Origin of the sequence: Exiguobacterium sibiricum 7-3, from assembly GCF_000620865.1 — a bacterium.
GTDB classification, from domain to species: Bacteria; Bacillota; Bacilli; order Exiguobacteriales; family Exiguobacteriaceae; genus Exiguobacterium_A; species Exiguobacterium_A sibiricum_A.
This window is the reverse complement of record NZ_KK211190.1, coordinates 1,191,063-1,213,828: the sequence shown is the minus strand read 5'-3', so window position 1 is coordinate 1,213,828 and position 22,766 is coordinate 1,191,063. Positions and strand designations below refer to the sequence as shown.

The 22,766-nt window shown below is 46.6% G+C and carries 20 protein-coding genes; all 20 read right to left on the bottom strand.

Annotation, left to right across the window (positions count from 1 at the left end; translation table 11 throughout):
• Positions 1–11 precede the first annotated feature (11 nt).
• A complete protein-coding gene (gene rimP, locus P402_RS0107055; protein ID WP_026828041.1) occupies positions 12–479 on the bottom strand; it encodes a ribosome maturation factor RimP in 468 nt (155 codons plus the stop codon).
• A 129-nt stretch (positions 480–608) separates the two neighbouring features.
• The gene (locus tag P402_RS0107050; protein ID WP_026828040.1) at positions 609–4,904 is read right to left on the bottom strand and encodes a PolC-type DNA polymerase III; all 4,296 of its coding nucleotides are present in this window, start codon (positions 4,902–4,904) and stop codon (positions 609–611) included.
• 124 nt (positions 4,905–5,028) lie between these two features.
• Positions 5,029–6,729, bottom strand: coding sequence for a proline--tRNA ligase (locus tag P402_RS0107045; RefSeq protein ID WP_026828039.1), 1,701 nt, complete (start codon positions 6,727–6,729; stop codon positions 5,029–5,031).
• Positions 6,730–6,758: 29 nt separating this feature from the next.
• Complete coding sequence (gene rseP / locus P402_RS0107040) at positions 6,759–8,000, bottom strand: RIP metalloprotease RseP (protein ID WP_026828038.1); 1,242 nt, start codon at positions 7,998–8,000, stop codon at positions 6,759–6,761.
• A 13-nt stretch (positions 8,001–8,013) separates the two neighbouring features.
• Positions 8,014–9,168 carry a 1-deoxy-D-xylulose-5-phosphate reductoisomerase gene (locus P402_RS0107035; RefSeq protein ID WP_026828037.1) on the bottom strand — a complete coding sequence of 385 codons (1,155 nt, stop codon included), beginning with the start codon at positions 9,166–9,168 and terminating at the stop codon, positions 8,014–8,016.
• 12 nt (positions 9,169–9,180) lie between these two features.
• Entirely contained in the window at positions 9,181–9,981 is an 801-nt protein-coding gene (locus tag P402_RS0107030) for a phosphatidate cytidylyltransferase (RefSeq protein ID WP_026828036.1), read from the bottom strand.
• A 19-nt stretch (positions 9,982–10,000) separates the two neighbouring features.
• Positions 10,001–10,738, bottom strand: a complete 738-nt coding sequence (locus P402_RS0107025; protein WP_026828035.1) for an isoprenyl transferase — start codon at positions 10,736–10,738, stop codon at positions 10,001–10,003.
• 83 nt (positions 10,739–10,821) lie between these two features.
• Entirely contained in the window at positions 10,822–11,379 is a 558-nt protein-coding gene (gene frr / locus P402_RS0107020; protein ID WP_026828034.1) for a ribosome recycling factor, read from the bottom strand.
• 1 nt (position 11,380) lies between these two features.
• Entirely contained in the window at positions 11,381–12,100 is a 720-nt protein-coding gene (pyrH, locus tag P402_RS0107015) for a UMP kinase (protein WP_026828033.1), read from the bottom strand.
• A 110-nt stretch (positions 12,101–12,210) separates the two neighbouring features.
• Complete coding sequence (tsf, locus tag P402_RS0107010) at positions 12,211–13,092, bottom strand: translation elongation factor Ts (protein ID WP_026828032.1); 882 nt, start codon at positions 13,090–13,092, stop codon at positions 12,211–12,213.
• Positions 13,093–13,174: 82 nt separating this feature from the next.
• The gene (rpsB, locus tag P402_RS0107005; RefSeq protein ID WP_012370721.1) at positions 13,175–13,909 is read right to left on the bottom strand and encodes a 30S ribosomal protein S2; all 735 of its coding nucleotides are present in this window, start codon (positions 13,907–13,909) and stop codon (positions 13,175–13,177) included.
• A gap of 129 nt (positions 13,910–14,038) precedes the next feature.
• The gene (locus tag P402_RS0107000) at positions 14,039–14,494 is read right to left on the bottom strand and encodes a hypothetical protein (protein ID WP_152538820.1); all 456 of its coding nucleotides are present in this window, start codon (positions 14,492–14,494) and stop codon (positions 14,039–14,041) included.
• Positions 14,495–14,505: 11 nt separating this feature from the next.
• On the bottom strand, positions 14,506–15,279 hold the full coding sequence (locus P402_RS0106995) for a FliA/WhiG family RNA polymerase sigma factor (protein ID WP_026828030.1): 774 nt from the start codon (positions 15,277–15,279) through the stop codon (positions 14,506–14,508).
• A gap of 13 nt (positions 15,280–15,292) precedes the next feature.
• Positions 15,293–15,775 carry a chemotaxis protein CheD gene (locus P402_RS0106990; protein ID WP_026828029.1) on the bottom strand — a complete coding sequence of 161 codons (483 nt, stop codon included), beginning with the start codon at positions 15,773–15,775 and terminating at the stop codon, positions 15,293–15,295.
• Positions 15,768–16,376, bottom strand: a complete 609-nt coding sequence (locus P402_RS0106985) for a chemotaxis protein CheC (protein WP_026828028.1) — start codon at positions 16,374–16,376, stop codon at positions 15,768–15,770. Before P402_RS0106985 ends, P402_RS0106990 begins: the two co-directional genes overlap by 8 nt.
• Positions 16,369–16,797 (bottom strand): chemotaxis protein CheW, encoded by a 429-nt coding sequence (locus tag P402_RS0106980; protein WP_026828027.1) that lies wholly within the window; start codon positions 16,795–16,797, stop codon positions 16,369–16,371. Before P402_RS0106980 ends, P402_RS0106985 begins: the two co-directional genes overlap by 8 nt.
• A gap of 11 nt (positions 16,798–16,808) precedes the next feature.
• On the bottom strand, positions 16,809–18,797 hold the full coding sequence (locus P402_RS0106975) for a chemotaxis protein CheA (RefSeq protein ID WP_026828026.1): 1,989 nt from the start codon (positions 18,795–18,797) through the stop codon (positions 16,809–16,811).
• 21 nt (positions 18,798–18,818) lie between these two features.
• Positions 18,819–19,673, bottom strand: a complete 855-nt coding sequence (locus tag P402_RS0106970) for a MinD/ParA family protein (RefSeq protein ID WP_026828025.1) — start codon at positions 19,671–19,673, stop codon at positions 18,819–18,821.
• Entirely contained in the window at positions 19,670–20,737 is a 1,068-nt protein-coding gene (locus P402_RS0106965) for an AAA family ATPase (protein WP_026828024.1), read from the bottom strand. Before P402_RS0106965 ends, P402_RS0106970 begins: the two co-directional genes overlap by 4 nt.
• Positions 20,738–20,740: 3 nt before the next feature.
• On the bottom strand, positions 20,741–22,765 hold the full coding sequence (gene flhA, locus P402_RS0106960) for a flagellar biosynthesis protein FlhA (RefSeq protein ID WP_026828023.1): 2,025 nt from the start codon (positions 22,763–22,765) through the stop codon (positions 20,741–20,743).
• Position 22,766 lies beyond the last annotated feature (1 nt).

The window sequence follows — 22,766 nt, the reverse complement described above, 5'->3', positions numbered from 1 at the left end:
TCTTCCTTTCCTTAGAACACTACCGCAAGCCGCGCCATCGCGATCTTGTTCACCGGTATTTCAATTTTCAATTTTCGTGTCTTCACACGGACTTCGAGTTCAAGCATTTCTTCAGAATAAGCCAGTAATGTACCCTCAAATTCTGTCGCATCCTTGACGGGGTCATGTGTCTTGATGTAGACGTGTTTGCCAATCGCCTTTTCGAAATCCTCGGTTTTTTTGAGTGGTCGTTCAGCACCCGGACTCGCAACATCTAAATAGTAGGGTTCGTCAATCGGATCATCTTGATTCAATGCTTCCGACAACTTTTCATTGATGTTGACACAGTCTTCCAGGTCAACGCCACCTTCTTTATCGATGGAGACACGTAGGAACCAATCCGCCCCCTCTTTGACGAATTCGACGTCGACAAGCTCCATCCCCTCTCGTTCTACGATCGGTTTAGCGAGTTGTTCGACCTTCTCAGTTACGTTCGTCATCTTCATCCTCCTTCAAAAAACAAACAAGAAAGGAGCAGGTCCCCCTACTCCTTCCAAGTCGTAGTATAAAAAACATTTCCTCACTCAATATAGCATAATGCACCTTCTTAAGCAAGCATCCGCAAGGCTTTAGAGGTCAAATAACGAGAGTTGGTTCTCATCCGGAAGACCTTCCAGACAACCGAGATTATCCAGCGTTTCGATAATCGACTTCGAGAGTTTCGCCCGTTTTTGCAGATCTTCCTTCGACAGGAATTCACCGCCTTTTCGAGCTTCGACGATTTGTTTCGCCGCGTTCGTCCCAAGACCGGTGACGGCATCGAACGGCGGCAGTAGCGAATCTCCATCAATCAGAAACTCGGAGGCACTCGATTTATACAAATCGACTTTACTGAAGGTAAAGCCCCGTTCAATCATTTCAAGCGCAATTTCAAGCACGGTGTACAGTCCCTTGTCTTTCGCCGTTGCTTCAAATCCTTTATCTTTAATATCCTGCAACACTTTTCGGATCGCTGCCGATCCCTTATTCATCGCCCCGATATCGAAATCACCAGCCCGAACCGTGAAGTAAGAGGCATAGTAATACATTGGATGATGCACCTTGTAATAAGCAATCCGGACGGCCATCAAAACATAGGCCGCGGCATGGGCTTTCGGGAACATGTATTTAATTTTTTTACATGAATCGATGTACCAAAGCGGTACATGATTTTCAATCATCGCCTCTTCCATCTCAATCGAAAGACCTTTCCCTTTACGGACGGATTCCATGATTTTAAAGGCAAGCGACGGTTCAAGACCCGCATAAATCAAGTAGACCATGATATCATCCCGACAACCGATGACGTCTTTCAATTCACATGTTCCGTTATATATCAGTTCACTGGCATTGCCGAGCCAGACATCCGTTCCGTGAGACAGACCGGAAATCTGGACAAGCTCCGAAAAAGTCGTCGGTTTTGTTTCTTCAAGCATCTGCCGGACAAACTTTGTGCCAAACTCTGGAATCCCAAGCGTCCCGGTTTTCGAATCAATCTGTTCCGGTGTCACACCAATCGATTCTGTCGAACTGAAAATCTTCATGACTTCTGCATCGTCAACGGGAATTGTTTTCGGATCGCGTCCCGACAGATCTTGTAGCATCCGGATCATCGTCGGATCATCATGTCCAAGGATATCCAGTTTCAACAAATTATCGTGAATCGAATGGAAATCAAAATGGGTCGTTTTCCATTCGGAACCCATGTCATCCGCAGGAAACTGAATCGGGCTGATATCATAAATGTCCATATAATCTGGCACGACGATGATTCCACCCGGGTGTTGTCCTGTCGTCCGTTTGACACCTGTCACACCACTGACGAGCCGGTCGACTTCGGCATTCCGGTAATTCAAATCATTTTCAGACTGATACCCTTTGACATAGCCGTAAGCCGTTTTCTCGGCAATCGTCCCGATGGTTCCCGCCCGGTACACATAGTCATCGCCAAACAATACTTTCGTATAGGCGTGGGCTTTCGGCTGGTATTCTCCACTGAAGTTCAAATCAATATCCGGTACTTTATCCCCTTTGAATCCAAGGAACGTCTCAAACGGAATATCGTGTCCGTCCTTGATTAACGGAACATCGCATGTCTTACATGTTTTATCCGGTAAGTCGAATCCAGATCCGACTGAACCATCATCAAAAAACTCCGATTCCTTACAATTCGGACAGACGTAATGCGGTGGTAACGGATTGACTTCTGTGATTTCCGTCATCGTCGCGACAAGACTCGACCCGACGGATCCCCGTGATCCGACAAGATATCCATCATCCAGTGATTTTTTAACGAGCTTGTGCGAAATCAGATAAATGACGGCAAATCCGTGTCCGATAATCGACTTGAGTTCTTTTTCCAGTCGGGCTTCGACGATTTCCGGCAACACATCACCGTAAATCTGATGCGCCATATCATACGACAGTGAGCGGACCTCTTCATCCGCGCCTTCAATTTTAGGCGTGAATAAGTCTTTTGGAATGATGTCAATGTTTTCAAACCAGTCAGCGATTTTATGGCTATTGGTAATAACAAGCCGTTCCGACAGATCCGGTCCTAAAAATTTAAAATCACTCATCATTTCCTGCGTCGTCCGGAAATGGGCCGGCGGCAATTGTTTACGCATATTCAGCATATTGGCGCCGCCCTGCGTTCGAATCAACACTTCCCGATACGTCGCGTCATGAGTGTCCAGGTAATGCACATTGCCTGTCGCAACCGGCAAAATATCATTTTCTTCCGCGACCCGGATGACCTTTTTAATCAAATCCCGCAGTTCCAACTCATTTTGAACGATTTCCCGTTCGATTAAATGACCGTACATCGCAGGCGGTTGAATTTCAATGAAGTCGTAAAAACGCATGACCTTCGCCAAATCTTCATCCGATTTATTGAGGGCGGCATCAAACACTTCCCCGTTGTCACAGGCCGAACCGATGATCAAACCGTCCCGGTGCGCGACGAGTTGCGAACGCGGTGTCCGGACGACACGGTGAACGTGTTTCGTATGCGCGAGCGAAATCAATTGATACAAATTCTTGAGTCCGGTCCGATTTTTAGCATAGACCGTCGCATGATACGGACGTGCCCGTGAGATATCCTTCCCCATTTCGCGGTTAAGCGAAAGGTGAGTCTTCATGTTAAACATCTCATCCGCCATTTGCAGTAGTTTGAGCATCAAATACCCTGTCGCTTCCGCATCATAAATCGCCCGGTGATGCTGGGTCAATTCAATATCAAATCGTTTCGCAAGCGTATTCAGCCGGTGATTTTTGAGACTTGGCATCAGGACCCGCGCGAGTTCGAGCGTATCGATGACGGGTAACGTCGATTCCTCATGGTTGCCGGACCGCAACGTTGCATTTAAGAACCCGATATCAAAGGAAGCATTGTGGGCAACAAGAATCGAATCTCCCGCCCAGTCCATGAATTCTTTGACGACTTGTTCCGGATCCGGTTTTCCACGGACCATCTCGTCCGTAATCCCCGTTAAATCAATCGTCGTCGCCGACAATAGATGTTTTGGATCGGCAAACGCTTCGAACTTGTCGATGACGTCGCCATCATAAATCTTAACGGCAGCTAACTCAATGATTTTGTTGTACATGGCAGACAATCCGGTCGTCTCGACGTCAAAGACGACGAACGTTGCTTTTTCCAACTCTTGATCAACCGGATGATAGGCGACTTGAACACCGTCATTGACGACGTTCGCTTCAATCCCGTATAACACCTTGATGTTGTTTTTCTTTCCGGCATAATACGCATCCGGGAAACTTTGCGCCCCGGCGTGATCGGTGATGGCGACTGCCGGGTGTCCCCAGGCAGCAGCCCGCTCCACGTATTTCGTCACGTTCATGACAGCGTCCATCTGACTCATCTGGGAATGGGCATGTAACTCAACCCGTTTCTCACCCGCCCATGGATCGGCCGGCAATTCCATTTTGACTTCGGACAATTGGGCAATCATCATACATAAGTCACGCAAGAACGTATCGAATTCGACACGACCCGCCACTTGAATCCACATGCCTTTTTTGATCGCCGACAAGATTTTGACATCGGTCTCGTCACGGGCAAACATTTTGACGACCAAGGAATCCGTATAGTCGGTCAGTTTAAAGGTAAAGATCGTTTTTCCGCTGCGGAGTTCCCGACTTTCTGCTGCAAAAACAAGTCCCCGGATCGCAATCCGGCGCTCTTCATCTTGAATCGTCTTGATCGGTACCACTTCGTCCTGAATCGGTTTTCCGATCCGGATATCAATTGGTCCTTCATCATCGTCACGGGATTGTTCCCGTTTGAATTGAAGTTCGAGCATCCGTTTTGCTTCATCAATATCTTCCTGTTTGACCTGGTTCCGTAATTCTTCCTGCTCGGTTTGATCCATCTGGACGACCGGTTCACACACAAATTTCGGAAACCCGTATGCCCCGTATAATAATTGCATTTCACCGCAAAGATCGTTTTTCAAAAATCCGGCTTCCGGTTCACTGCGAACTGGAATAAATAATTTATTGTCCCGGTATTCCGGCAAAACACGGCTTAAATGACTGCGCATCGCTGACGAGGCATCCGCCAAGTCTTCGACGATATACGGCCAATAATCAATAAACAGTTTCGCGTCGGGACGTTGTTCGGATTCAAGCAGTAATTTGACCTCCGCAAACTGTTGGTAACGGCTTTTTAACCGACTGTAAAACATCTGATAAACGTTTTGAGGTAAGACCTGTGCCAGTCGAATATGGAAAGTCCACGTCGCAGTTGCTTTTTGGACCCGTAATTTTTCAAGTGAAGCATCTGTAAAAAACTCTTCGACGATGCCGGTCGGTAATTCTAAATCGCTCATCAAGAGCGACATGCGTTGTTGTGTATCCACTCGCATTTGTGCTGTCGTTGTTGCTTCACACCATGACAGCCACTCCTCCTCCTCTTGCAGATTGCCCAAGGGGCGAATGGGTGTGAGACAAGAAAACAGTCACTTTACGAAAAGTGACCGTTCCCATTACTTATTGTAAACCTTCATACAGCGAACGAACAGCTTCAAGAAGATCTGCTTGTTGAATTTCTTCAGCTTCTCCACCGCGTCGTGCTTTCAGTTCCACGATACCGTCCGGTGCTTTTTTACCGACATTAATTCGGACAGGCAGTCCAATCAAGTCTGCGTCGGCAAATTTGACGCCGGCGCGTTCTTTCCGATCGTCAAAGAGAACTGAGAATCCGGCAGCCGTTAGTTCATGGTAAACCGTTTCTGCCACTTGTAATTGTTCTGCATTTTTACCGTTGACGGCAATCAAATGAACATCAAATGGTGCAATTGCTTTTGGCCAGATGATGCCGCGCTCATCGTAATGTTGCTCGACGACGGCTGACATCGTCCGTGAGACACCGATTCCGTAACAACCCATGATCAACGGTTGGGCTTTCCCGCCTTCATCGAGGAAAGTTGCATTCATGCCCTCTGAATAACGTGTCCCGAGTTTAAAGACTTGTCCGACTTCGATTCCCCGGGCGAACTTGACATGCCCTTGTCCGTCTGGTGAAACGTCACCTTCTTCAACGAATCGTAAATCTGTGTATTCTGCTTCAAAGTCACGGCTTGGATCGACATGCACGTAATGGGTTTCCGACTTGTTCGCGCCGCAAACAGCATTCATTAATGCCCGCACTGCGTAATCCGCGACAACCTTCATGTCTGCCCCAATCGGTCCAAGTGTTCCCGGTGTCGAATGGAGGGCCTGCTCGATTTCTTCATCCGTTGCCATCACGATATCGAGAGCGCCGAGGTAATTCTTCAGTTTAATGTCATTGACTTCATGATCACCACGAACGAGCGCCATGACAAGACCTTGTTCTGTTTTGAAGACAACCGTTTTGATTGACTCCTGTTCCGGTAATCCAAGTACTGCGCTGACAGCTTCAATCGTTTTAGCGTCACCTGTGTGGACTTCTTCCAACGCTTCCGGTGCTTTATCTTGCTTCGTATATTGATCGATTGATTCTGCCATTTCCAAGTTCGCGGCATAATCCGACTGATCAGAATAGACGATCGTATCTTCTCCGATGGCAGCTAACGCATGAAATTCATGTGTTCCGCTGCCACCGATTGCACCGGAATCAGCAACGACCGGACGGAATTCGAGTCCGACACGTGTGAAGATTTTTGTATAGGCATCAAACATGTTTTGATACTCTTCTTCCAAACTCTCTTGCGTTGAATGGAATGAATACGCATCTTTCATGATGAATTCACGACCACGGAGTAATCCGAACCGTGGACGGCGCTCATCCCGGTACTTCATTTGAATCTGGAACAAGTTGACCGGTAATTTTTTATAGGAGTTCAGCTCATCACGGACGATGGACGTAATCAACTCTTCATGTGTCGCACCAAGCGCAAACCGTCGATCGTGACGGTCAGTCAAACGCATCAGTTCCGGACCGTAAATATCCCAGCGTCCGGTTTCTTCCCATAGTTCTGCGGGTTGAATGGCTGGCATCAACAATTCCTGCGCACCAGCGCCCTCCATTTCTTGACGAATGATCGTCTCGATTTTTGACAGAACACGTTTTGCAAGTGGAAGGTAAGAATAGATTCCAGCTGCATTTTGGCGCATGAACCCTGCCCGTAACAAAAGCTGATGACTGATTGCTTCTGCATCGGATGGTACTTCACGTAAAGTTGGCATAAATAATTTGGATTGTTTCATGTGAGTCGTGAACCCCTTTGACTAATAATTTAAAAGAACTTCTGGATATCGTTCCATGTGACGACTAACATCAAAAGCATCAACAGTGCAAATCCGACAAAATGGACGAGTCCTTCTTTTTGTGGATCGACCGGTTTCCCGCGCAACGCTTCTAAAAATAGGAATAATAATCGGCCACCATCTAAAGCAGGTAGTGGTAACAAGTTGAATACTGCTAAGTTGACTGAAAGTAATGCAGTCCACGTCAGCAACATAGAAAATCCGCTGTCTGCGACTTGGTCCGTCATCTTGACGATCCCGACCGGACCGGATAATTGATCGACGCCGACGACACCCGTTACAAGATCTCCGACAGCTCCAACGATTAATGTCGACATCCGCCATGTTTCGGAAACACCTGTCTGTAAAGCTGTTCCAAATGACTTTTCCGTCTCATTCGTCACACCAATGATTCCAACTTTTTGATCACCTTGCTGTTGTACTTTCGGTGTGATGGATGTCGTTTGTTCCTGACCATCTCGTTTATAGACGACCGTCGTCTTTTTTCCGGCCTGATCTTGGAAGCCAGCCCGTAAATCCGTCCATTTATCCGTATCTGTTCCATTGACGGAAACAATCCGGTCTCCTTCGACAAGGCCTGCTTTATCGGCCGGCGATCCTTTTTGCACCGTTCCAATGACACTGTCTCCGGTCGGTGATCCATTATACAATGCTAAGCCGAACAAGATAACAAACGCGAGGACAAAGTTCATTGCCGGACCTGCTGCAATGGCTAGGACACGTTTGAAAACGGATTTTGATCCAAAAGTCCGATCATATGGAGCGATTTGAGTTTTGGTTTGTCCTTCGACAAGAAACGCCGTCTTCGAGACAGGGTAACGTGTCGACACTTCGTCCTGTAAGGCGACGACTTCTAACTTGTGCAACAAATCAATTTTTTCGACGGTTACGACTTGATCTGCTTCCGGACGGGAAGCATCCAAATACATCGTCTCGATGACACCGTTACGAAGTCCTAACCCGATTGTTTGACCCGGTTTGACTTCAACGAATTCCGGTTCTTCACCGGCCATTTTGACATATCCACCGATTGGTAACAGGCGGACTGTGTACAACGTCTCATTTTTGAAAAAAGAAAAAATTTTCGGACCAAATCCGATGGCGAATTCACGACAGAGGATTCCTGCCCGTTTTGCCATGACGAGATGACCCCATTCATGCACGGCAACAAGTACACCGAACATCAATACGATTGATATAAAGGTCGTCATTGTTATCCCATCCTTAATTAGCGAGTGAGAGGGACGCAACAAACGCACGGGCCCAGCGATCCGACTCTAAAATCTGGTCCAAAGACGGATCTTCGATGTTTTCATGTGCTTGAAGAGCCGCCTCGACGCTCGCTTCAATTTCTAAAAAGCTGATTTCCCCTTTTAAAAAACGGTCGACAGCTTGTTCGTTCGCAGCATTGAGCACGGAAGGCATCGATCCACCGGCACGTCCTGCTTCAAACGCAAGACGAAGCAATGGATACCGTTCAAATGAAGCCTCCGCAAAATTCAGGCGTCCGATTTGTTTTAAGTTTAACCGTTCTCCCCCTTTGATTTCAAGGCGGGACGGATATGTAAGGGCATATTGAATCGGTTCTCGCATGTCCGGCATCCCGAGCTGCGCCATAACCGCACCATCATTAAATTCAACCATCGAATGAATGATTGATTCCCGGTGGAGGACGACATCGATTTCATCGTACGTGACATCAAACAACCAGTGCGCTTCGATGACTTCAAATCCTTTATTCATCATCGTCGCCGAATCAATCGTAATTTTAGCACCCATCGACCAGTTCGGATGGTTTAGCGCCTGCTCCACCGTCACGTTCGCCAACTGTTCCCGTGTTTGATCACGGAAACTGCCGCCGGATGCGGTTAAAATGATTTGTCGGACGTCTTGGCGGCGTTCGCCATTCAGACATTGGAAAATCGCGGCATGTTCACTGTCAACTGGAAGAATAGCGACACCTTTTTCACGCGCTTTTTTCATGACGAGGTGTCCGGCTGTCACAAGTGTTTCTTTGTTGGCAAGTCCAATCGATTTGCCTGCTTCAATGGCGGCAAGGGTAGGACGAAGTCCGACTGCACCAACGACGGCTGTAATAACGATATCCGCTTGTTCTGCTGTCGCAACAGCAATCAATCCTTCTTCCCCGACGAGCACGGTTGGCGAGTAATCGAGAACAGCTTCGAGTTGATCTTTTACTGTCTCGTCTAAGACAGCTACCAACTCCGGACGTAAACGATTCAGCCAAGGTAAGGCAACCTCGATGTTTTTCCCGAACGCAAAGCTGACCAGTTGGAAACGGTCCGGATTTGCGGCGATGACATCTAACGTTTGGGTACCAATCGATCCAGTTCCCCCAATGATACTAACCTGTTTCATCCTTTTTCCTCCTTATCCGAATATATCGAGTACAATCAGAACGGTAAACACAATGATCATACTGTCGAACCGGTCAAGAATCCCACCGTGTCCGGGTAATAACGCTCCGGAATCTTTTACGCCATAATGACGTTTATACGCTGACTGGACTAAATCCCCCAGTTGACCGACTACGGCAATGATCAGTGCCAATAGGATGACAGTTCCAAAGCCGACCGTCGGGTGAATCAGTTCAAACACGACTCCGAGTACAATCGCAAGAACAACACCACCGAGCGCTCCTTCAACTGTTTTATTGGGGCTGATTGCTGGCCACAATTTCGTTTTCCCAAAACTTTTTCCAACGAAATAAGCACCCGAATCCGTAAACCAAATCAGTAAAATAATCAGTAAGGAAAACGTCAAGCCGTTTTCAAGCAGACGAATGTACGTAAACGATGCAAAGCCTACTCCGACATAGACTGCAGTCAACAGCAGAAAGGCCACATCGTCAAAGGTAAATACGTTTTTGGAGAACACTGTCCAAAATAAACCGATCAAGACAATTAACATTCCCCATGCAATCGGAGACAGTCCGAGTGACAGCGACTGTTCGCTCGCCTGTTCATACAAACCAATGAACGGAAGTAAGGTTCCCGCTCCAAACAACAGGACCGGAAGTGACTTGAACGACAATTGCCGCATTTTAATCAGTTCGGTATACCCGATGATTGTCAAAATTGCCATGAAAGCAAGGAATGGGAGTCCTCCTAGATAAAGCAATACTAAAAAGATGGCACCTGCCCATAGTCCTGTAATAATTCGTGTTTTCATAAGATATGTCCTCGTTTAGTCAGACCCCGCCAAAACGACGTGTCCGTTGATTATAGTCTTCAATCGCCGCTAAGAACTGGTCACGCCGGAACTCGGGCCATAAGACATCCGTAAAGTAAAATTCGGCATAGGCAGCCTGCCATAATAAAAAGTTGGAAAGTCGTTGTTCCCCACTCGTACGAATGACGAGATCGACATCTGTCATCGAACCTGTCATTAATTCTTGTTCAATGACTTCATTCGTAATCATGTCAGGTTGTAACACACCGGCCTGCACTTTTTCAGCAATTTTTTGCATCACTTGAACGATTTCATCCCGTCCTCCGTAATTGAGGGCAAAAATCAATCGAAGTCCTGTATTGCCCGCTGTATCTGTTTTAGCTTGTTGGACGGCTTCCCGTGTGTAAACCGGCAGACGCGAAATTTCTCCCGCCACTTCGACTTTGACGTTCCGTTCATTCAAATCTTTAAGATCCGACTCTAAAAATTGTGCCGGTAGTTTCATCAGGAAACTGACTTCTTCTTCAGGACGCGTCCAATTTTCGGTTGAAAAAGCATATAACGTCAAACTTTTCACACCTAATTCGTTTGCCGTCCGAACAACTTCCCGGACAGATTTCATCCCTTCACGATGTCCCATGATACGGGGAAGGCCTCGTTTTTTTGCCCAACGCCCGTTTCCATCCATAATAATCGCAATGTGTTCAGGAACTTGTTGTTCAATTACTTCTTTCGTCTGATTTAACCATTGAAACATTTACTTCTTCCTCCCCTCGTTTAGTTTAAGAAGAAAGGGACTCTTCGTGTGACAAAGAGTCCCCAACCTGACAATATTACGTGTCATACTTCCATAATTTCTTGTTCTTTATCCGTAGCTGTTTGATCAAGTACTTTAACGAATTTATCCGTTAATGTTTGAACGTCTTCTGTGTAGCCGCGTAGATCATCTTCAGTCAACGCACCGTCTTTTTCTTGCTTTTTCAGTTGTTCGTTCGTATCACGACGGATGTTCCGAAGGGCAACTTTTCCTTCTTCCGTGTACTTTTTGACAAGTTTCACGAGTTCTTTCCGACGATCTTCTGTCAATGGTGGAATTGCTAAGCGAATGACTGTCCCGTCCGAAGAAGGAGCGAGTCCCAAGTCTGCACGTTGAATCGCCTTTTCGATTTCTGTCACCATCGATTTATCCCACGGTGTAATCAAAATCAAACGCGCTTCCGGTGTGTTGACGTTTGCGACTTGATTGAGTGGTGTCGGTGAACCATAGTAGTCCACTTGCACCGGATCAAGGATTGATACGTTTGCACGTCCTGCACGTAACGTCGCAAGTTCTTTTTTTAATGACAGATGGGCTTTCTCCATCCGCTCTTCTGCTTGTTTCATAATTGCTTGTGACATGTTATTTCCCCCTTACAAGTGTCCCGATTTCATCACCGATGACAACTCGTTTAATGTTTCCTTCTTCCATCAACGAGAAGACGATGAGCGGGATGTCATTGTCCATACAAAGTGATGTTGCAGTTGAATCCATGACTTGAAGACCATCTTTAAGCACATCCAAGTAAGATAATGTCTCAAATTTCTTCGCATCTGGATCAACATTTGGATCAGCCGAATAGACGCCATCGACGTTGTTTTTCGCCATTAAGATGACTTCTGCCTCGATTTCAGCTGCCCGAAGCGCTGCTGTCGTATCTGTTGAGAAATATGGATTCCCTGTTCCGGCTGCAAAGATGACAACCCGTCCTTTTTCAAGATGACGCATTGCCCGGCGGCGGATGTATGGTTCAGCGACTTGTCGCATTTCAATCGACGTCTGAACACGTGTTTCGACACCAACAGATTCCAGGCTATCTTGTAAAGCAAGCGAGTTCATGACGGTCGCAAGCATTCCCATATAATCGGCATTTGCCCGGTCCATCCCAAGCTCCGCTCCCGTCTTACCGCGCCAAATGTTTCCTGCACCTACGACGACCGCGACTTCTACGTTCAATTCGACTAATTCTTTAATCTGATTCGAAATCGAATTGACAATCCCAGGATGAATTCCGAACCCTTGATCTCCTGCGAGCGCTTCTCCGCTCAATTTTAACACAATCCGGTTATATTTCGGTTGCATGACTATGTCCCCCTTGCTAAATTCCGTAAAAAAGGAACACGACCCACTTCCACACGAAAGTGGATTGAAGCATACGTGTTCCTTCTCTTGTCATCAGGAAATCCTGATTCTTATTTTTTAAGTTGGTTCATTACTTCTTCAGCGAAGTTTTCTTCACGTTTCTCCATACCTTCTCCAACTTCGAAGCGTACGAATGAAACGATTTTCCCGCCTTTAGATTCTACATATTTACCAACTTTGAAGTCTGGATCTTTGACGAATGTTTGGTCAACGAGGCAGATTTCTTCGTAGAATTTGTTCATGCGACCAGCAATCATTTTTTCAACGATGTTAGCAGGTTTGCCTTCGTTGAGTGCTTGCTCTGTAAGAACTTTTTCTTCACGTGCTTTTTCTTCTTCTGTGACAGAAGAACGGTCGACGTAAAGTGGGCGCGCTGCAGCGATGTGCATTGCGATATCTTTTGCAACGGCTTCATCTGTTGTGCCTTCGACGACGACGACAGAACCGATACGTCCACCCATGTGGAGGTAAGAACCGAATGCTGCGTTGTCTTCTTTAGCGAAGAGAGCTACACGACGGAGTGAGATTTTCTCTCCGATTGTTGATGCTTCTTCTGAGATGTATGTGTCGATCGTTTTTCCTGCTTCGTATTCAGAAGCAAGTGCTGCTTCAGCCGTTTCAGAACCATTGCGGAGTACTGCGTCTGCAATGTTTTGAACGAGTGTTTGGAAACGTTCGTTTTTCGCAACGAAGTCTGTTTCCGAGTTGATTTCAACAAGTGCCGCTTTGTTTCCGTTAACTGCGACAGCCGTCAAACCTTCTGCTGCAATTCGGTCGCCTTTAGCTGCTGCCTTAGCGATTCCTTTTTCACGCAAGAAGTCGATTGCTGCGTTCATGTCCCCATCAGCTTCGACGAGTGCTTTTTTGCAGTCAAGCATCCCTGCACCAGTTTTTTCACGAAGTTCTTTTACCATAGCTGCTGTAATAGCCATTCGATATTCCTCCTTATAACGTCCTTATTTTCAAAAAAAAGGTGATAAAAGGTCAATTCCCTTTATCACCTGGCATCACGAATTACTCAGCGTCTGCTACTACTTCTTCAGTAGTTTCAGGTGCTACGTTATCTTCGCCTTGTTTAACTTCGAGGATTGCGTCAGCCATTTTACCAGTAAGCAATTTGACTGCACGGATCGCATCGTCGTTTGCTGGGATGACGTAGTCGATTTCGTCCGGATCACAGTTTGTGTCAACGATCGCAACGATTGGGATGTTGAGTTTGTGTGCTTCTGCAATCGCGATACGCTCTTTGCGTGGGTCAACGATGAAGAGTGCATCTGGAACGCCTGGCATATCTTTGATACCGCCGAGGAATTTCTCAAGACGAGTCATTTCTTTTTTAAGAATGATGACTTCTTTTTTAGGAAGAACTTCGAATGTACCGTTCTCTTCCATTTTTTCGAGTTGTTTTAAACGGTTGATACGTTTTTTGATTGTAGAGAAGTTCGTGAGTGTTCCACCTAACCAACGTTCGTTGATGAAGTATTGACCAGCACGGATCGCTTCTTCTTTCACAGTGTCTTGAGCTTGTTTTTTCGTACCAACGAAAAGAACGTTTCCGCCTTCAGACGCTACTTCACGGATGAAGTTGTAAGCTTCGTCTACTTTTTTAACCGTTTTTTGTAGGTCAATGATGTAGATTCCGTTACGTTCTGTGAAGATGTATTTTGCCATTTTTGGGTTCCAACGGCGTGTTTGGTGACCGAAGTGTACACCAGCTTCTAACAATTGTTTCATCGAGATTACTGCCATGATGAATTCCTCCTTTTGGGTTTTGGATGTCCTCCGCGATGATCGTTGTTCCAGCTAACCTATTAAAGGCACCGCAGCCGGCGATACATGCGTGCGTAATTAACACCGTAGACTAATATAGCATAAAGTTTAGCGCCGGGCAACCTTCGTTTTCCGAGAAAGTTTAGCAATCAATGCCACTTCTCCTGCTCCACGATTCAGCGAACGTGCCAATTGATCTAAATCAGCACCTTTGTCGAGTTGATCTTTCACATCTAACAGAGGAGATTCTTCCCCCCGGTCGTCCGGTTTATCTTCTTTTGAAGGCACTTTTACCGGTTCAGATAAATGATCAGATCGCTCTGATTCTTCTGCTGCAACGACCTCACCTTTCCATTCTTGTTGGACAGTAGCCGACGGGCGGGATATTTCCTCCCCGTCCGTCAACTCATTCACCTGTTGCATGAATTGTAACAGAATTTCTTCCGTTTCCTGCTTCTGTCGTTCAAGATGTGTGACGCGGTCCTTCAAGAGCGCTTGTTGTTTAAATAATAATAAAAGACCGTAGCAAATGAGTGCTGCTAATAAAATATAAAAAAGTGTCATGGTATGTCCTTTCACATCGCGACGCGGTCAGAAAGATAGGCACTCCCTAACGCTTGTTTCAGTTTCCGAAGCGCTTTCGAATGAATCTGTGAAATTCGTGAAGTGGATAGGCCGAGTACTTCCCCGATTTCCGTCAATGTCAGTTCTTCAAAGTAAAAGAGCGACACGACATATTGTTCCTTCTCGGACAACTGCTCCACTTCTTCCGCAAGTTTTGAAATCAGCTCCCGCATCAAAAGCGTATCCTCAGGTGTCGCTGCGTCCGGATCCAGATAGGAAACAGCCATCGATTTCCCTTCGTCTTGAAGCGTTACTGCTTCATCGATCGATAGAATATTCGCAAAATAGCTCTCAGCCAGTGCCGTCTTGACTTCTTCCGGATTCATATCAACAATCGACGAAACTTCATCAATCGTCGGTGTCCGTTGAAGACTCTGTTCTAAAATCTCGACAGCGGCTTCGACCCGCTTCGATTTTTCTCGTAACGAACGGGGTAGCCAGTCAATCTTCCGTAATCCGTCCAAAATGGCACCACGAATACGAAATGCCGCATACGTGTCGAATTTATTGTTGTGATTTTGATCAAACTTTTGAAGGGCATCATACAACCCCATCATCCCAAGACTTTTTAATTCATCACGATCGACACTTTTCGGAAGTGTCGCGCTGAGACGCTGAACGTGGTATTGCACAAGAGGTTCATAATTTTGCAGTAACCGGTCAGCTACTGCTATATCACGCGTCGACAGCCACTGATTCCAAAGTTGTTGTAATTCCTCACGCATGACCATTCCTCCTCTAAATTTCCAGCGTTCCGACGTTGACTGTCCGGATAACTAACCGACCAGTCTGAGAATGGAACTCGATCGTTCGACCATTTGTTCCACCAACGTCTTCCGCAACGAGTGGGACGTTCGCTTTTCGTAAAGCCAATTTTACAGCCGCAATATTTCGTTCACCGATTCGCATCGATTCATGTTCATATTTAAATTGAAACATCTGTGCACCACCGGCAATTTTCGCCCGAAGACGGATTGCTCCACTTTGACGAAGACGACGTGTCAACTCGACGACAGCCGTATCGGCAAATTTTCCGATTTCCAGTGCGATATTCCGACTGATTGCCGAGTCCGGCAACATGACGTGTGCCATACTCGACAGTCCACGTTCTTGGTCGTAGATAATGACACCGACACAAGAACCTAAACCAGCCGTCCGAAGAATGATTGGTTTTTGGCTGACTGCATATTCTGCAATTCCAATCCGAACGACTTCATCCATCAATATCCACACCCAATCGTTGAAACACCGAATGAAAGGCACCTTCTTCAGGTAATAACAATAGATGACCATTCAAATCATTACCTGAACTGGATAAACGTGTATCGATGTATACTGCCATGTTACCAAATTTTGTTGACTCAAGTAAGGCAACTTCCAAAATTGCTCCCACCATATCAAAAGCAGAGGCCGGGACCGTGACGTGGACGGACAAATCCAACCAATCGGAAATCGAACGGGCATAAGCTCCAATCAAGATATTCCCAATCTCTTCCCATGCCGAAACGCCAAGTGCATGGTGGTCCGAGAAAAATTGAAACGGCTGTTGCAACAATTGTGAAACGAGCTTTTCAGCATCTTTAAGCGGCATTAAAAATAATAAGGACGCTTTAATATCTCCGGAAAATCGAAGGAGTGCTCCTGCTGTATAGGCTTCAGCACCCCCGACCCGCTCGATGATGGTCGAGAATCCTTCTAAATCTGCTGAAGGGACTTCAATTTCAACCGGTTGTCCCAGCAATGTGGATAAAGCGGTCGCCGCATGTGCTGCCCCGATGTTACCGATTTCTCGAAAGACATCCTGTTCCATTCGATTAAGCATGGATGATCTCTTCAAATAAACGGTTTGGTTCGAGTAAAGAGAATAATTGATCTTCCCCTTTAGCAATGGCCGTTAAATAATTTGTCTCGTCTTGTTTTGAATCCGCCAACGGTTCAATCCGGACATCTGCTGCTTCAACGACTTCATTTGCACAATCCACGATAAACCCTGCATCTCCATGTTCAAGTGTTGCGATGATGATACGCGTTTCTTCTGTCTCCTCGACGGCCTCAAATCCTAAACGTGTCCGCAAATCAATCACGGGTGTAACGACTCCACGTAAGTTGATGACACCTTTGACATAGGATGCGGCATTTGGGATACGTGTGATCGGAATGACACGTTCGATTGAACGAACCGATTGCACATCAATTCCATATGCATTTTCTTCTAATTGAAAGACGACCCATTTTTGTTCCATTCTTCATTCCCTCACTTTCGTAACAGTGCATTGCTGTCAATGATTAACGCAACTTGTCCGTCACCAAGAATCGTCGCACCTGAAATCGCACGAATCCCCTCGAGATAACTTCCTAACGGTTTCATGACGATTTCCTGTTGTCCTATCAGTTCTGAGACTATTAACCCTGCTAATTTTTCACCGCTTCTTACGACGACGACAGAATAGGCATCTGCCTCCACGTGTGGTAATTCGTACACTTGATTTAATGAAATCAATGGAACGAGCTGACCGCGGAAATCGAACACTTTTTCCCGGTGGGCTTGCAAAATGGCGTCCTGCTTCAGCGATGTCGTTTCAAGGATGGCCGTTAATGGGATCGCATATGTTTCTTCTCCCAGCTTGACAAGCATCGCAGAAATAATCGATAACGTCAGCGGTAAACTGATTCTGAAAATCGTTCCTTCTCCGCGTTTCGTCTCGACGAAGACTTCTCCACCGAGTGATTCGATTTTAGATTTAACGACGTCCAAGCCAACACCACGGCCTGATAAATCGGTGACCGTTTCTGCCGTCGAGAATCCAGGAGCGAACAACAACATCGCCGCTTCTTCCGACGTCAACAACGCTGCTTCTTCTTCAGTCAACAATCCTTTTTCAAGCGCGATTTTCGTCACCCGTTCCTGATTAATCCCTGCTCCATCATCTTCGATTTCAATAAAGACACGGTTTCCGGAATGATAGGCCCGGAGTGACAGATTTCCTTCGACTGCTTTTCCGGCTAGAATCCGGTCGGCTTTACTTTCAATTCCATGATCGACAGCATTTCGGATCAAGTGGACGAGTGGATCCCCGATTTCATCAATGACCGTCCGGTCGAGTTCCGTTTCCGCTCCTGTAATGTGGAGCTTGATGTTTTTTCCGACATCTTTCGATACCGAACGCACCATCCGCGGGAAACGATTGAAGACTTGTTCGATTGGCATCATCCGTAGCGTCAGGACAAGTGATTGTAATTCATTTGTTCCGCGTTTAATCCGTTCAACCGTCTCCGTTAAATCAGAAGAACCGGCTTCTGCCGCAATCCGCTCGAGGCGTCCACGATCAATGATGAATTCTTCAAATAGATTCATCAATCGATCAATCCGTTCGAGGTTGACACGAATCGTTTTTGCCGCAATCGGTGTTTGTGTCTCGTTGGAAGTATCCGACGTTGGACTGACGACCGGAGTTTCAACCGGTTCGAGCAACGTCGCCGCTGCTGCTGGTTCGATCGACACCTCGAATGGCTGAATTAACACTTGAGCGACTTCCGAAACGGCTTTGATTTCATCCTGAATGTCTTCGGCAGACTTCATCGTCACGAACAAGACATCAAAACGGGTCTCGAATTGTTCTTGTTCCAGTTCATCCGAAGTCGGATTCGACAAGATGACATCCCCAAGGTTTTGTAATCGGTCAAATACCATATACACACGCGCTGCCTTCAAAATGACATCCGCCGATAATTCCACCGTAATGACATAGGCCTGATAACCGGAAGCCATCGATTGACGAACAACGGACTCGGAGTAGACGTCACACTCAAAGTTTTTCATGACTGTTGCTGCAGGTTTAACCGTATCCTGACTTGGTTCCGAATCCGCATTGATGAACTGCTTCAAACGAATGACGGTTGTTGTCACATCAAGCTTTCCGGTACCGCCTTGACTGATATCCTCGACCATCGTTTCCAGCTGTTCAGCTGCGACAAACAATACATCAATCAATTCAGGTGTTGCAGGTTGTGTCTTTGAACGGACTAAATCAAGTGCACTTTCCATTTCGTGTGTTAAATCGGCAATCGCATCATATCCCATCGTTCCAGACATGCCTTTTAACGTATGAGCGGATCGGAAAATTTGATCGATGACGGCTTCATCATCGAGTCGTTGTTCAAAAATCAGCAAACTCGAGTTAATGGCTTGTAAATGTTCAATCGATTCATCAAGAAACAATCCTAAATATTCATTTAAATCCATGGAACGTATCCTCCTTTATGGTTAGCGGACACGGTTATGCCGTTTTTTCAAACGATTCAGTAACCGGTCTAAAAATTTCTGTTCCTGGACCTGAAGTCCTGTCAGCGATGTCGTGATATGGTCGAGTCGCCAACTGACATCACTTGTCCGATCAAATACATAAAATGGTCGCTGTGCTTTAACTGCCTTCATGACAGTCGGATCATCCGGCAAGAAACCAACGAAACGCAACGATTTCCCCAAAAAGTTCTGACTGACCTGTTGTAACCGGTCAAACGTTTCAAGTGCTTCTTGTCCGTTCGTCGCCCGATTGACGATGACAGCGACAGGAAGTTCATTGGCATGGTGATGGGCAAGTTTGACAAAAGCATATCCGTCCATGATGGAAGTCGGTTCGGGAGTCACGACCAGCCATGCTTCATCCGCACTGCTGATGAAATCAAAAGTCTGATGTGTTGCACCGGCACCTAAATCAAGTAAGACGAAATCATATTCATAGAAAAACCGGAACTCGCTCATCATGAATTCGACATCATGATCCGTCAGATCCATCAGTTCGGTGAATCCGCTTCCGCCATGGATGAAATGCAACTCCGGTGTCGCTTCGACGACGGCTTGGTTTAGGGGTGACCGCTCTTTGACACAATCCATTAATGAGACTTTGGACGATTTCCCGAGCAACACACCGACATTCGCCATGCCGATATCCAGGTCAATGATTAATACTTTTTTAGCCTGCAACGATAGCGCGACACCCAGATTCACCGCGACATTCGTTTTCCCGACCCCACCTTTGCCGCTGACGATGGCAATGGTTTTGGTCTGCCGTACTGAAACTTTTGATCTTAGCGCACGTGCCTGATCTTCTGGCATCATCTTAACCCTCTTTCTACAATCATTCGGGAAACTTCTGCACTTGTCGGCCAGATGATGTCTTCAGGCACTTCTTGTCCCGTCGTCAGACAAAACACAGGCAACTGCGTCTTTTTCACAAGTCCGTAAATCGACCACAAATCTGTTGTTTCATCTGCTTTGGTAAAAATGAAACCAGACAGCGGTACTTGATCGAACCGTTGTTGAATCTGTTCTAAATCACGGTATTTTGACGTTAAGCTGAGTACAAGAAACACATCTGTATCTGAAAAATCATGCCGTTTTTTTAACTGCTCGACATAACCTGCGTCAAGAAAATTTCGCCCTGCTGTGTCGACCAAGATGACATCACAGTCTGACAACTCGGCTTTTGCTTGTTCAAATTCCTGTAAATCATAGGCGACACGTAGCGGAATATCGATGATATCTGCATAAGTACGCAATTGTTCGATGGCTGAAATCCGGTATGTATCCGTCGTAATCAATCCAACGGTTTGTTGTTTCGTGAGACGGTAATACGCAGCCAGTTTTGCAAGTGTCGTCGTTTTCCCGACTCCCGTCGGTCCTGTCACCATGATGAAACGGGAAGTTGCCGTCGTGACTTGGATAGGGGTGGTCAAGGTCGTGATGAATGCTTGTTCGACCTGGCTCAAGTCATTGGTCTTGTAATAGGTTGACACTAACAAATCATAGAGTGCCTCCGCCTCATGCTGCAGAGCCGGTTCAGCGAGCAACACCTCGTATGCGCTAAGCGCTTCCGGCAATCGACGTGAAGCGAACGAGACAATCTTCGGGCTTAGCGATTCCATCGTTGGTGGACGACTTTGAACTGCTGTCTTAGTTGGCTGTAGCTCAGGCGAGATCTGTTTTACAGGCTGTGCTGTTTTGACGACCGGATGTTCTTCCACCGAGGCGACGAGTTCAACTTTTTTTTGTGCAAATAAGCCGAACAAACCACCCACTTTGATCTGACGCGTGTTTAAAATGATGGCATCATTTCCTAAGTCTTGTTTGACCAGTTCCATCGCTTCGCTGACAGAATTTGCGATAATTCGTTTGACCATCATGTGTTAAATCACCCCAATACTCTTGACTTCAATTGTCGGAATCAGTTCGTTATAGGACAGAACGGGCACGTCCGGGAAATAACGTTCTGTCAATTGACGAACAAACATCCGGATACTTGGAGATGCCAAGACGATTGGCTGAGCCCCGTATCGTTCGAATTCTGCCGTCAATTCATTTAATGACTCGATGAAACGTGTTGCTTTATCCGGATCAAGCGCCAAGTAATTTCCAAACTCCGTTTTTTGAATCGCCGACTGGATATCCATCTCCAGTTCACTCGATACCGTCACGACATGCAATACGTCTCCTTGTAAGACTTGTTCCGTAATTTGTCGAGCCAACGCTTGACGGACATATTCGGCTAGCAAATCACTATCTTTCGTCACCGCCGCATAATCAGCGAGTGTCTCAAAAATGAGCGGTAAGTTTCGAATCGAGATTTTTTCTTTTAATAACTGCACGAATACTTTTTGTAATTCGCCGATCGACAACAACTGTGGTGTCACTTCGTCGACTAAAATCGGATGCGACTCCTTCAAATGATCAACCAGCTGTTTTGTCTCTTCTCGACCGAGTAAATCGGCCGCATGCTTTTTCAAGAGTTCGGTTAAGTGTGTCGCGACGACAGACGGCGGATCAACGACCGTATATCCGGACATCTCGGCCCGGCTTCTCGTCCGCTCGTCAATCCATAACGCCGGCATTCCGAACGCGGGTTCAACTGTCTCGATGCCTTGGATTTCCGGATCATCGACACCCGGACTCATCGCCAGATAATGATCGAGCAACAGTTCACCGGTTGCCATCTCACTTCCGCGAATCTTTATCCGGTAATGGTTTGGCGGGAGTTGCAGATGGTCGCGAATGCGGACCGTCGGTAAGACGAATCCAAGTTCAAGTGCCAACTGTCTCCGGATCATGACGACCCGGTCGAGTAAATCCCCACCTTGTGCTTCATCGGCAAGTGGAATCAAACCATAGCCAAATTCAAATTCGATCGTATCGACGTTTAAGAGCGAAATGACCGATTCGCTGGATCGCAGATTTTCAGTTGGTGCTTCTTCGACAGCCACTTCTTCTTGCGCTGCTTTTGACGTTCGTGTTAATCGCCAAGCGAAGAAGCCTGCTGCAGCCGCGACAGGAATCGTCACGTAATCGGGAATTGCAGTAAAAAGTCCTAACAGGAAAATTGCGCCGGCTCCAATCATGACGAGGAGCGGCGTCCGTGACAGCTGTCCGACGATATCTTCCCCTAAATTGCCGTCAGAAGTCGAACGGGTGACGATGATTCCGGTTGCGACAGAAATCAACAAGGCCGGGATTTGACTGACCAGCCCGTCACCAACCGTCAACAGCGTATACAGCTTTACGGACTCTCCCATCGGTAATCCTTGTTGGACGACACCGATGATCATTCCGAAAATCAAATTGATGATGACGATGATGATACCGGCAATCGCATCTCCTTTAACGAATTTTGATGCTCCGTCCATCGCGCCGTAAAAATCAGCTTCCGACTGGATTTTTTGGCGGCGTGTCCGGGCCTGTAATTCATCAATCATGCCGGAGTTCAAATCGGCATCGATTGCCATCTGCTTTCCGGGCATCGCATCAAGCGTAAAGCGGGCGGATACTTCCGATACCCGCTCGGATCCTTTTGTGATGACCAAAAACTGGATCAAGACAAGAATCAGGAAGACGACGAACCCGACGAGGGCGTTTCCGCCGACAACGAAATCACCGAATGCTTCAATGACTTCCCCACCGTTCCCGTTCGAAAGAATCGACCGGGTCGTTGAGACGTTCAGTGCCAACCGGAACAAGGTTACGATCAGTAAGAGTGTCGGGAAAACAGAAAATTCCAATGCTTCCTTCGCGTTCATCGCGACAAGTAAGACCATTAAGGCAATTAAAATGTTGATGATAATAAGAAAATCGAGTAAAAATCCTGGCAGTGGAATGACGAGCATGAAGACAATCATAATGACGCCTAGCAGGACAGATAAATCTCGTGTTGAAATGGTCATG